The sequence below is a fragment of the Porticoccus hydrocarbonoclasticus MCTG13d genome (genome assembly GCF_000744735.1).
Taxonomy (GTDB): Bacteria; Pseudomonadota; Gammaproteobacteria; order Pseudomonadales; family Porticoccaceae; genus Porticoccus; species Porticoccus hydrocarbonoclasticus.
The window spans coordinates 1,060,232-1,072,277 of sequence record NZ_JQMM01000001.1 but is presented as its reverse complement, the minus strand read 5'-3'; the positions used below and the strand labels follow the sequence as shown (position 1 = coordinate 1,072,277).

The 12,046-nt window shown below is 52.6% G+C and carries 10 protein-coding genes and 1 tRNA gene; 1 reads left to right on the top strand and 10 read right to left on the bottom strand.

What is annotated here, in order from left to right; all coding sequences use genetic code 11:
- Positions 1-203 precede the first annotated feature (203 nt).
- From U740_RS05115 to rlmE, 8 genes are all read right to left on the bottom strand, one after another.
- Positions 204-1,427, bottom strand: a complete 1,224-nt coding sequence (locus tag U740_RS05115) for a tyrosine-type recombinase/integrase (RefSeq protein WP_036859467.1) — start codon at positions 1,425-1,427, stop codon at positions 204-206.
- Between the two features lie 163 nt (positions 1,428-1,590).
- A tRNA-Leu gene (locus U740_RS05110) sits at positions 1,591-1,675 on the bottom strand.
- Between the two features lie 20 nt (positions 1,676-1,695).
- Complete coding sequence (gene secG / locus U740_RS05105) at positions 1,696-2,085, bottom strand: preprotein translocase subunit SecG (RefSeq protein ID WP_036859465.1); 390 nt, start codon at positions 2,083-2,085, stop codon at positions 1,696-1,698.
- Positions 2,086-2,098: 13 nt separating this feature from the next.
- Positions 2,099-2,839, bottom strand: coding sequence for a triose-phosphate isomerase (gene tpiA, locus U740_RS05100; protein WP_036859463.1), 741 nt, complete (start codon positions 2,837-2,839; stop codon positions 2,099-2,101).
- 161 nt (positions 2,840-3,000) lie between these two features.
- Positions 3,001-4,341 (bottom strand): phosphoglucosamine mutase, encoded by a 1,341-nt coding sequence (gene glmM, locus U740_RS05095; RefSeq protein ID WP_036859462.1) that lies wholly within the window; start codon positions 4,339-4,341, stop codon positions 3,001-3,003.
- Between the two features lie 3 nt (positions 4,342-4,344).
- Positions 4,345-5,184 (bottom strand): dihydropteroate synthase, encoded by an 840-nt coding sequence (folP, locus tag U740_RS05090; protein ID WP_036859460.1) that lies wholly within the window; start codon positions 5,182-5,184, stop codon positions 4,345-4,347.
- 110 nt (positions 5,185-5,294) lie between these two features.
- A complete protein-coding gene (gene ftsH, locus U740_RS05085; RefSeq protein ID WP_051921214.1) occupies positions 5,295-7,202 on the bottom strand; it encodes an ATP-dependent zinc metalloprotease FtsH in 1,908 nt (635 codons plus the stop codon).
- A 107-nt stretch (positions 7,203-7,309) separates the two neighbouring features.
- Complete coding sequence (gene rlmE, locus U740_RS05080) at positions 7,310-7,936, bottom strand: 23S rRNA (uridine(2552)-2'-O)-methyltransferase RlmE (protein ID WP_036859457.1); 627 nt, start codon at positions 7,934-7,936, stop codon at positions 7,310-7,312.
- A 56-nt stretch (positions 7,937-7,992) separates the two neighbouring features.
- Between rlmE and yhbY the strand changes: the two genes are divergently transcribed.
- A complete protein-coding gene (gene yhbY / locus U740_RS05075) occupies positions 7,993-8,310 on the top strand; it encodes a ribosome assembly RNA-binding protein YhbY (RefSeq protein ID WP_036859456.1) in 318 nt (105 codons plus the stop codon).
- A 21-nt stretch (positions 8,311-8,331) separates the two neighbouring features.
- Here yhbY and greA read toward each other — a convergent pair whose 3' ends face one another.
- Complete coding sequence (greA, locus tag U740_RS05070) at positions 8,332-8,808, bottom strand: transcription elongation factor GreA (RefSeq protein WP_036859453.1); 477 nt, start codon at positions 8,806-8,808, stop codon at positions 8,332-8,334.
- A complete protein-coding gene (gene carB / locus U740_RS05065) occupies positions 8,808-12,026 on the bottom strand; it encodes a carbamoyl-phosphate synthase large subunit (RefSeq protein ID WP_036859451.1) in 3,219 nt (1,072 codons plus the stop codon). Before carB ends, greA begins: the two co-directional genes overlap by 1 nt.
- Positions 12,027-12,046 lie beyond the last annotated feature (20 nt).

The following is a 12,046-nucleotide window of genomic DNA, read 5'->3' as shown; positions in this document are numbered from 1 at the left end:
CTTAATAGAGAAACTACCTTCAAGCCTAAAGGCAGGCCAGAACTGTCATCGATGTAGTGCGCTAGATAACCCCTCAAAAACCACCCAATGATAGGTATCCATAGGATCCGGCGACGGCCCAAGGGATACACTAGGTGAAAATCAGAATCCGCAGGGTAGTCGAGCGACCAAAGCGTGCCTTGGATTTCGGAGACTGACCACGATTAAATCCCGTCGCGCACCTTCAATGATTCCAAATAATCCGCCCACCACTGCATCATCTCTTTTCGATCATCTAAATACCGCGCATGGTGGGTGTAGGCCGCCCTTACGCCATTTCTTTCTTGGTGAGCCAACTGCCTCTCTATGGCATCAGGGTTGAACCCCTCTTCATTCAGGATAGATGACGCGGTTGCTCGAAAGCCATGCGGAACCGCTTTACTCTTACCTGGTGTAGTCCCGTCATACCCTAGTTTGAAGATAGCTCGACGCATCGTGTTATCGCTCATTACCTCAAAGCGGTTGCGCTCAGATGGGAAAACGAGCTCGTACTGGCCACTAATTTCCTTGATCTGTTTTATAACAGCCAATGCTTGGTCAGATAGCGGAACCAAGTGATCTGTCTTCATTTTCATCCGATCACCAGGTATGCGCCAAAGCTGTTGATCAAGGTCGAACTCTTCCCATTTTGCCCCCCTTAACTCTCCTGAGCGAACAAATGTAAGCAACAACAACTGTATTGCTAATTTGGTGAGAAGCCTCCCTTGGTTCTCATACCCACTCAGCGCGTCAAGAAATCCCGGTAACTCTTCTCTTGGAAGAGAATCTCTATGCTTGGTTTTTCGCCCTTTCAGGATTCCTTTCAAGTCTGCTGCCGGGTTGTGCATTAGACGCCCAGTCTGAACGGCATAGCGACAGATTCGCCCAATATCCTGTAGCACCCTGGAAGCCACATCCAGCGCATCTCTGCTTTCAATCTTTCGAATGACTGAAATGATGTCCGGAGGTTGTATGTCAGTGATGCTCATATGACCAATATAAGGCAAGACATCATCCCTAATGCGCCCCCAAACACGGTCAGCATGGAAATCCTTCCATGTACCCTTCTGATGACTCCACCATTCCTCAGCCAATGGTGAGAACAAACTTCCTTGATCAAGATCCGCCTGACGCTTCTCACGCTGTTTCTCACTGGCAGGATCTTTGTTATCAGATAACAGGGTCTTCGCCTCAAGCAGTTTTAGCCTGACTGATTTGAGGCTTATCAGGGGGTATGTCCCCAATGATAGGGTTTTTCTTTTTCCGGCAAATCGGTAGTCAAATCGCCAGCACTTGGAGCCGTTAGGCTTTATCAGGAGATACAGGCCACCCCCGTCAGAGAGCTTGTATTGCTTCTCCTTGATAGCGGCTTGCTTTACTGCGGCATCGGTAAGCTGTTGAGTAGCCATTTGACGGTATCAAACCAAAATTGAACCACGATACCGTCAAAGATACCGTCAAAAACACTGGATGGCAATGCATCGCAATGAACCTCAACGGACACGCCAGACACAAAAAACCCCGGAAAACCGGGGTTTTATGTACATCCTTGGACTTCTATGGATGTTGAAATGGTGCCCAAGGCCGGACTTGAACCGGCACGGCTTTCGCCACTACCCCCTCAAGATAGCGTGTCTACCAATTCCACCACTTGGGCAAAACATTGCTTCATGCTTCCTATTGCGCCGTATCAGGCACGGGAATATCCGATGCGGAACCGGTATCACCGCCCGGAGCAACAGGAATCTCTTCACCATCTTCCACGCTGGGAACATCTGACTCCATCATCTGCTGAATAGCTTCCAGCTCTGGCAGAATCTTATCACCCACCGCCACCTTATCTTTGGCGATCACCGCCAGAGATACACTGGTAACAAAAAACAGGGTTGCCAGTATTGCGGTTACTTTGCTGAAGAAATTCCAGCCCCCGGCACTGCCCAGGATGGTTTGTGAGGCACCGGCACCAAATGATGCACCTGCCTCTGCGCCTTTTCCCTGTTGCAGCAGAATCATGCCAATAATGGCAAGCGCCGTTAACAAATGAACGATCAGTATAATTTTTTCCATTTACTCAATTCAGTCAATTCGCAACGTATGCTTTTTTACAAATCTCCCTGAATTCGCCTGAATCCAGAGAGGCCCCGCCGACCAGAGCGCCATCAACATCTTGTTGTGCAAACAGCTCTGCAGCATTGGCAGCTTTGACACTGCCACCGTAAAGTATTCTTGTTTTCATCCCGGGTTCGCCCAATTGCTGACGGATTTCCCGATGTATTTCTTGTGCCTGTTCCGCGGTAGCAGTTTTGCCTGTACCTATCGCCCAGACTGGCTCGTAGGCTATCACTCCATTGCACACGGATTCCAGACCCGCTCGCTCCAATACTGCGTCTAATTGTGCTCCAATCACGGCCAGGGTTTTTCCGGACGCCCTCTGCTCAAGGGTTTCGCCGACACAGAGCACGGGAATCAGACCGCTGCGCTGGCTGGCAACAAATTTTTCCGCTACCTGCCTGTCCTTCTCTCCGAACAGACTGCGACGTTCAGAGTGACCCACGAGCACATAGCGACACCCGATATCCAACAACATGTCTGCCGCGACTTCACCGGTATAGGCGCCAGCCTGATACTCGGAAACATTCTGGGCGCCCACGTCAATACCGGAACCACAGAGTGTAGATACCACTTGCGGGAGATAAACATAAGGTGGGAAAACGGCTACTTCAGCTGTTGTGCTAATCCCCGACAACCCGTCCAAAAGAAGGTCAATCGCTTCACGACTGCCATTCATTTTCCAGTTGCCTGCCACCAATGGACGTCGCATGTTAGGGTTTTCCCGACCCTGAAAAGGGGCGCAATCTTAGCGGAGTTGCAGAAAACATACAACCAGTCAGCACGGCTAAATACTGGCCCTGGATACGCATGGGCCGCACCGGGTATCTCATCAGGGGTCGCAGTGGATCGATCACTCTTTTGCGCAGCAAACTAGCCAATCTCTTTTTCAACCACGGCGGCAATTTGTTTTACCAGTGTATTTACCTGCTGATCGTCCTCTCCCTCGACCATCACCCTCACCAAAGGCTCGGTGCCCGAGGGCCGAAGCAATACACGGCCTCGTTCTGCCAACTCTGACTCCGCAGCCACAACAGCTTGCTGAATTGCTGGAAAATCCTCCAGATTAAATTTCTTCTTGATTCGCACATTGATCATTTTCTGGGGGTACTTTTGCATGCCTTTTTTGAGTGCATTGAGGGGCGTATCTGTATCGCGCATTGCATGCAATACCTGCAGGGCCGCCACTACCCCATCGCCGGTAGTGGTGAGATCACTGCAGATAATGTGACCCGAACTCTCACCCCCCAACTGCCATTTGCGCTCACGCATTGCTTCGATGACATAACGATCACCCACGTTGGCGCGATAAAATGGAATACCGAGTTCCTTGAGAGAAAGCTCCATGCCCAGGTTACTCATCAAGGTTCCGGCAACACCACTGCATTCACCGCGCTGGTGACGGTGTTTTGCAATCACAAAAAGCAATTCATCACCATCCACCATATGCCCCTTGTGATCTACAAACATCACCCGATCGCCATCGCCATCAAACGCGATGCCCATATCGGCCTTCTCGCTGATAACAGCATCCTGTAGCAAGGCGGGACGAGTGGAGCCACAATCCTCATTGATATTAAAACCATCCGGATCCACCGCCATTTCTACAACTTCTGCGCCCAGCTCCCTGAACACACTGGGCCCGGTGTGGTAGGTGGCTCCATTCGCGCAGTCCACAACAATTTTCAAACCCTGGAAGTCGCTGCCTGATGGCAGGGTACCTTTGCAGAACTCAATATAGCGACCCACCGCATCGGGAACCCGGTGCGCCTTGCCTAATTTAAGAGAGTCCTCGGTCACCAGTGGCTTGTCCATATAGCTTTCAATAGCCAGCTCCACCTCATCGGGCAACTTGAAACCATCACCGCCAAAAAATTTTATTCCGTTATCGTAGTAAGGATTGTGGGAGGCGCTGATGACAATGCCCGCCTGGGCCCGAAAAGTCCGGGTCAAATAGGCAATAGCGGGGGTCGGCATCGGACCTAACAGGGCCACATCGACGCCGGCAGCAATCAGCCCTGCCTGCAGTGCGGACTCAAACATATAGCCCGACACCCTAGTATCCTTGCCCATAACAATCAGTTTTCGTCCACCAGCCTGTGAACTGAAAACTTTGCCTGCAGCCCAACCCAGTTTGAGCACAAAATCTGCAGTGATCGGATGCACACCAACGCGCCCGCGAATACCATCTGTACCAAAATACATTCTTGCCATGTTTTATCCCTCAACAGCTTGCAATATTTTAAGTGCGTCGGCGGTCGCCGATATATCATGTACCCGCAGTACTTTTACACCTCGCTGGATTGCCAACATGCCGAGCGCAATACTACCCACCATGCGCTCTTCTACCGGCTTGTCCAGAATAGCCCCGACCAAAGATTTTCGCGACACCCCCACGATCACCGGAAATCCCAGATCCACCAACTCCGGCAAAGATCTGAACAATATTAAATTGTGTTGCAGGGTTTTACCGAAACCAAAACCCGGGTCAATCAGAATCCTGCTTCGAGGAATACCTGCCGCCTCACAGGCAGCAATCCTCTCCAGCAAAAACGTCTTTACGTCGGCGGCTATGTCCACATATCCGGGATTCAGCTGCATATGTTGTGGCTCCCCCAGCATATGCATCAGACAGACTGGCAGCCCACTGGCGGCGGCAGCAGTCAACGCTCCGGGGCGCCGAAGTGCGCGAACATCATTGATCATTGAGGCGCCAGCACGAGCCGCTTCACTAATGACAGTGGGCGTACTGGTGTCGACTGAAACAGGCACATCGAACCGACTGACTATCGCTTCAACCACTGGCAGAACACGCGCCAACTCTTCTTCAGGTGAAACCGGTTCGGCGCCGGGTCGAGTGGATTCCCCCCCTACGTCAATCAGGTGAGCCCCTTCTGAAAGCATTAAATCAACACGGTTGAGAACCCGGGAGAGATCGGGCTGGCTATTGCCAGCATAAAACGCACCGCCATCGGAAAACGAATCCGGTGTGATATTCAATACCGCCATGATTTTCGGTAGAGAAAAATCCATGAACGAATGAGTGAGATCTGTCATTCAACCTTACTCATCAACAGAGGAAAGGAAAGAATCAGGATACCTTGCCACCGACTCAAAAAATGTGACTGTACAGCCCCCGGCCCATTAAGGACGGGGCTGTCGGACCATCAATGTTCTTCGGCGGGACCTCCGACGACTCCGGGTTTACCGGAATCATCCGCGGGCGGCGTATCACCGGGAGCAGGTTTGCCACCAAAGTCGTCGTCACGCCAGTCATGAGGTGGGCGAACCGGTTTGCGAGCCATGAGGTCATCGACCTGCTCCACGTCAATCGTTTCATATTCCATCAAGGCATCTTTCATGGCATGCAGCACATCGATGTTGTCTTCGAGAATTTTTTTCGCACGTTCATAGCAATTATCGAGTACGTGACGCACTTCAACATCGATCTCACGGGCAGTCTCTTCCGAGTAGGTTGTATTGCCGGCACCCGGAATCTGTGACTCCTCCGTGCCATACAAAACCGGCCCCATCTTGTCGGACAAACCCCAGCGTACCACCATATTACGGGCCATCTGGGTAGCCCGTTCGATATCGTTCGATGCACCGGTAGTCACACCGTCAGCCCCGTGGACAAGCTGTTCAGCGATACGGCCACCAAAGAGACTGCAAAGCTGACTTTCCAACTGACGGCGACTCATGCTGTATTTATCTTCTTCCGGAAGAAACTGGGTGACACCGAGCGCGCGACCGCGGGGGATAATACTGACCTTATGGATCGGATCGTGTTCGGGCATCATACGCCCGACAATGGCATGACCCGCCTCATGATAAGCCGTATTTTCTTTCTCTTTCTCAGACATCACCATGGAACGCCGCTCGGCACCCATCATGATCTTGTCACGGGCTTTCTCGAACTCTTCCATGGTCACTGTGCGCTTGTTGGCGCGTGCTGCAAACAATGATGCCTCGTTGACAAGATTAGCGAGATCGGCCCCCGAGAAACCGGGAGTGCCTCTGGCCACAATGCCCAGATCAGCGCGCTCGTCCAGGGGAACTTTGCGGCCATGCACCTTGAGAATCTGCTCGCGGCCACGGATATCGGGTAGGCTTACGTAGACTTGGCGGTCAAAACGACCGGGACGCAACAGCGCCTTATCCAGCACATCGGGCCGGTTAGTGGCGGCTATGACGATAACGCCCTCATTGCCTTCAAAGCCATCCATTTCAACCAGCAGTTGGTTGAGAGTCTGTTCACGCTCATCGTTACCACCGCCATAACCACCACCGCGGTGACGACCAACGGCATCAATCTCATCAATAAAAATAATACAGGGCGACTGCTTCTTGGCCTGCTCGAACATATCACGCACCCGCGAAGCACCCACCCCGACAAACATTTCGACAAAATCAGAGCCCGAGATGGAAAAGAACGGCACCTTCGCTTCACCGGCAATCGCCTTGGCCAGCAATGTCTTACCCGTCCCCGGCGGGCCCACCATCAAAACACCCTGAGGAATACGGCCACCAAGACGCTGGAAACGGGACGGATCACGGAGAAAGTCCACCAGTTCGTGCACATCTTCTTTGGCTTCATCCACACCGGCCACATCGGCAAATGTGGTTTTAATCTGATCCTCACCCAGCAGACGTGCTTTACTCTTGCCGAAAGCCATCGGGCCACCGCGACCAGCAGCACCGCCCTGCATCTGGCGCATGAAAAACATGAAAATAGCGAGAATCAAAAGAATCGGAAAGGACGCTACCAGCAACTGCACCCAGAGGCTCTGTTTTTCGGGCTCGCGACCCTCGACACTGACATTGTTATTGAGCAGGTCACTCATCAAACCCGAGTCGGGAACGTTGGGACGTATCGTTTTGAAGGCGCTGCCATCAGCACGTTTGCCCTCGACCGTCAGACCCTCAATGACGACACTGCTGACACGACCGGATTGCACCTCCTCGATAAATGCAGAGTAACTAATGCTGTCCTCTTTAGGGGGTGGGTTGAAATTCTGGAACACCGACAATAACACTGCCGCAATGATTAACCACAATACAAGATTCTTTGCCATGTCGTTCAACTGAACTTCCTCATTTTAGCGCCACCGCGTTCTATTCTAACGGCCATTTGAGCGCAGTGGTAACCGGGATGGGAGGAGCCCATACCGGCTGATATTATTTAGTCCGAGACCTTAAGCCCGCGGGCAACCAGATAAACTTCACGGGATCGGGAGCGGGACGCATCGGGTTTTCGTGTAACGACCTGCTGGAAACGCCGTTTTGTATCGCGCAAAAAGTCATCGAAACCTTCGCCATGAAATACTTTGGCAACAAAAACCCCTTCAGGTTTCAATATTTGGCAGGCCAATTCAAGCGCCAACTCTATCAGATACATGGCCTTGGGTTGATCAACAGCCTTCATACCACTCATATTGGGGGCCATATCTGAAATTACAAGGTCGGCCTGTTGACCCTCAAGCAACTCCAGAATTTCATCGAGTACGGACTCTTCGGTAAAATCCCCCTCGACGAAGTCGACGCCAGCTATACTGTCCATAGGCAGAATATCCGAGGCAACAACACGACCCTTGTCGCCGACCAGCGTCACAGCCACCTGAGACCAACCACCGGGAGCAGCACCCAGATCAACCACGGTCATCCCGGGTTTAAACAAACGATCTTTTTTGTGTAACTCCAACAGCTTATAGCTGGCACGGGAACGATAGCCATCTTGCTGAGCACGTTTTACATAGTGATCGCTATTGTGTTCCTGTAACCAGCGCTGGCTGCTTTTTGACCGGCCCATATCAACCTGTTATCAGTTCGGCTAGAATACGCGCCGTTTTAGAGGACAACCATTCTATGACAATTTCCAATGAGGATAAAAAGCATCTGCGACGCCTGGGCCACAAACTCAACCCGGTGGTCACCGTTGCCGCAAAAGGCCTCACCGAATCAGTTATCGCAGAAATTGACCGCGCACTCAATGACCATGAGCTCATCAAAGTGAAACTTTCTGTAGACGACCGCGAGGTAAAGCAGACGATCATTGAAACCCTAACGGATACGCTGGGGGCAGAGGTGGTTCAAACCATTGGACATATTGTGCTCCTGCTGAGAAGAGCAGAACAACCCAATCGGCATTTATCCAATCTGTTGCGATCGCCTTCGGCCCGGTAGTGAGCATTGCGGCGTTCGGCATCAGGTATGCCGAACATCGTCAAGCTCATATTCCACATCACCGGCCGGTGTTTTAACGACGACAATGTCACCAACTTCCTTGCCTATCATGGCGCGGACGATCGGTGACTGGTAGGAAATCATGTTCAATTTTACGTCCGATTCGTCATCACCAACAATCTTGTAGGTCACGCGCTCCTCGGTATCCAGGTTGATCAGATCCACAGTGCAGCCAAAAATCACTTTATCGCCCTGCGGAATCTTCTTGATATCAATAATCTGGGCGTTGCTCAGCTTGCTCTCTATTTCCTGTATACGCCCCTCGGCAAAACTCTGCTGTTCACGGGCGGCATGATATTCTGCATTTTCCTTCAAATCACCGTGTGCACGGGCCTCCGCGATGGCCGCAACAATCCGGGGACGCTCTACTTTTTTCAGGTTATCCAGTTCCTGGCGAAGTTTTGCCGCGCCTTCAACTGTCATGGGTATCTTTTGCATTACTGATTCCTCTCGTGCAATTCCTGCAACCGACGGACTTTAATTTCTCCACTCTGCTCAAGGGCCATACAGACCGCCTGACCACCAGCGAGTGTTGTTGTGTAATACACCCCCCGCTGTTCCGCGCTGGACCGTATGGTAGAAGAGTCGGCAATCGCCTGGCGACCCTCTGTGGTATTGACGATCAGACTGATTTGATCATTTTTGATCATGTCCACGATATGAGGACGCCCCTGTTTCACTTTATTGACCCGTTCAACCGACAACCCTGCATCTTCAATCACCTGGGCAGTTCCACTGGTGGCCACCAGATTGAACCCACTATTGATCAGACTGCGAGCCACCGCCGCAATCCCGGCCTTGTCTGGCTCCCGAACACTGAGGAAGGCAGTTCCCGAAGTGGGAATCGGATCGCTGGCACCCAGCTCCGCCTTGGCATAGGCTTCGGCAAACGTATCGCCTACGCCCATCACCTCTCCGGTGGACTTCATCTCCGGCCCAAGAATGGGATCAATACCGGGAAATTTATTGAACGGTAACACCGCCTCTTTGACACTGAAATAATCGGGAATAATCTCAGTAGTAAAATTTTGCTCCGCCAGTGATACACCCACCATACAACGTGCTGCCACTTTTGCCAGCGATGTGCCGATACATTTTGAGACAAACGGTACGGTGCGGGAGGCCCGCGGATTGACTTCAATCACGTAGACCTTGCCATCCTGCCACGCCAGCTGGACGTTCATAAGCCCTTTGACATTGAGCTCAACGGCCATCGCCTTGACCGTTTCGCGCATTTCATCTTGCACATCTTCGGGCAAACTGTAGGGCGGCAGCGCACAGGCGGAGTCACCCGAGTGAATACCCGCCTGCTCAATATGCTGCATGATGGCACCAATCACCACGTGCTCACCATCCGAGACAGCATCGATGTCCACTTCTACCGCCGAAGAAAGGAAGTAATCAAGCAGTACCGGGGCGTCTTCAGAGACCCGCACCGCCTGACTCATATAGCGTTGCAGCTCTTCCTCCCGATAGACAATTTCCATAGCGCGCCCGCCGAGCACATAGGACGGCCTGACGACCAGCGGATAACCGATCCCGGCTGCTGCGGCAATCGCTTCTTCAGCAGAGCGGACAATGGCGTTGGCTGGCTGCAATAATCCCAACTTGTGGATCATCTGCTGGAATCGCTCACGATCTTCGGCCCGGTCAATGGCATCCGGGGTGGTGCCAATAATGGGCACGCCCTGCGCCTCCAGTGCACGGGCCAGTTTCAGCGGCGTCTGCCCTCCAAACTGCACGATCACGCCGACCGGCTTTTCAATCCGCACTATTTCGAGCACATCCTCGAGGGTGACCGGCTCGAAATAGAGACGGTCCGAGGTGTCGTAGTCCGTTGATACCGTCTCGGGATTACAGTTGACCATGATAGTTTCGTAACCGTCCTCACGCATGGCCAACGCCGCGTGCACACAACAGTAATCAAACTCAATACCTTGGCCGATGCGGTTGGGACCGCCACCCAGAACCAGAATTTTATTGCGGTCTGAAGGCTGTGATTCACACTCCTCTTCATAGCTGGAGTACATATATGCCGTAGCCGTAGCAAACTCTGCAGCACAGGTATCTACCCGCTTATAAACCGGGTGAATATTCAGGGCCCTACGACTCTCGCGCACGGCGGTCTCTGAACTGTTGAGCAGGCTCGCCAACCGAATATCGGAAAAGCCTTTGCGTTTAAGGGCGTACAACTGACCGGCATCCAGACTTTCCAGTGTCCGGCCCCGCAACTTTTGCTCTTCCCGGATCAGATCTTCAATCTGCGCCAGAAACCAGGGGTCAATAGCGCAGAGATCAAACACCTCATCCACGGACATGCCGGCGCGAAATGCGTCGCCCACAAACCAGATACGCTCTGCGCCCGGATCACTGAGCTGCTCCCGCAACTCATTCAGACCTTCGTCAGTATTTACATCCACCTGGGGTTCAAATCCGGCAGACCCCACCTCCAGACCACGGAGTGCTTTTTGGAGAGATTCCTGAAAAGTACGACCAATCGCCATGACCTCGCCCACCGACTTCATCTGCGTGGTCAGTTTGGCATTGGCTGCACTGAATTTCTCAAAGGCAAAACGGGGAATCTTGGTGACCACATAGTCGATACTGGGCTCAAAGGAAGCCGGGGTGGCACCCCCCGTAATATCGTTCTGCAACTCATCCAGGGTATATCCCACCGCCAGTTTCGCCGCCACCTTGGCAATCGGGAAGCCCGTCGCCTTGGAGGCCAGGGCAGAGGAACGCGACACCCTGGGGTTCATTTCAATCACCACCAACCGACCGTCCACCGGGTTCACGGCAAACTGTACGTTGGAGCCACCGGTCTCCACGCCAATTTCCCGCAACACCGCTATGGAGGCGTTGCGCATGATCTGGTATTCCTTATCGGTGAGGGTCTGGGCCGGGGCCACGGTAATCGAATCACCGGTATGTACACCCATGGGGTCCAGGTTTTCGATGGAACAGATGATAATGCAGTTGTCATTCCTGTCCCGCACCACTTCCATTTCGTATTCTTTCCAGCCAATCAGGGACTCATCAATCAGGAGCTCTTTGGTGGGTGAGAGGTCCAGCCCCCGGCGACAGATCTCTTCAAATTCTTCGCGGTTATAGGCAATACCACCACCCGAACCACCCATAGTGAAGGACGGGCGAATAATACAGGGATAACCGAACTGGTCCGGCACCTGCAACGCCTCCTCAAGGCTGTGCACGATAACGGCCTTGGGTGTTTCCAGTCCGATTGCCTTCATGGCTTTGTCAAAACGGTTGCGATCCTCGGCTTTATCGATGGCATCCCGATCAGCCCCGATCATATCGACACCGAATTCCTCGAGCACACCTTCACGAGCCAGATCCAGGGCACAATTGAGTGCAGTCTGTCCGCCCATTGTTGGCAGCAGGGCATCGGGACGCTCCCGCTCAATAATTTTGGCCACAGTCCGCCATTCTACAGGCTCGATATAGGTCGCATCCGCCATGGACGGATCCGTCATGATCGTCGCCGGATTCGAGTTCACCAGAATCACCCGGTAACCCTCTTCCCGCAGGGCTTTACAGGCCTGTGCCCCCGAGTAATCAAACTCGCAGGCCTGCCCGATAACAATGGGGCCGGCGCCGAGGATCAGGATACTTTTAAGATCGGTTCTTTTTGGCATAAATTATCGTCAGTATGGCA

Coding starts and splice junctions, on each gene's coding strand:
- U740_RS05115 (WP_036859467.1), bottom strand. CDS start 1,427: ATGGCTACTCAACAGCTTACCGATGCCGCAGTAAAGCAAGCCGCTATC.
- secG (WP_036859465.1), bottom strand. CDS start 2,085: ATGGAAAAAATTATACTGATCGTTCATTTGTTAACGGCGCTTGCCATT.
- tpiA (WP_036859463.1), bottom strand. CDS start 2,839: ATGCGACGTCCATTGGTGGCAGGCAACTGGAAAATGAATGGCAGTCGT.
- glmM (WP_036859462.1), bottom strand. CDS start 4,341: ATGGCAAGAATGTATTTTGGTACAGATGGTATTCGCGGGCGCGTTGGT.
- folP (WP_036859460.1), bottom strand. CDS start 5,184: ATGACAGATCTCACTCATTCGTTCATGGATTTTTCTCTACCGAAAATC.
- ftsH (WP_051921214.1), bottom strand. CDS start 7,202: ATGGCAAAGAATCTTGTATTGTGGTTAATCATTGCGGCAGTGTTATTG.
- rlmE (WP_036859457.1), bottom strand. CDS start 7,936: ATGGGCCGGTCAAAAAGCAGCCAGCGCTGGTTACAGGAACACAATAGC.
- yhbY (WP_036859456.1), top strand. CDS start 7,993: ATGACAATTTCCAATGAGGATAAAAAGCATCTGCGACGCCTGGGCCAC.
- greA (WP_036859453.1), bottom strand. CDS start 8,808: ATGCAAAAGATACCCATGACAGTTGAAGGCGCGGCAAAACTTCGCCAG.
- carB (WP_036859451.1), bottom strand. CDS start 12,026: ATGCCAAAAAGAACCGATCTTAAAAGTATCCTGATCCTCGGCGCCGGC.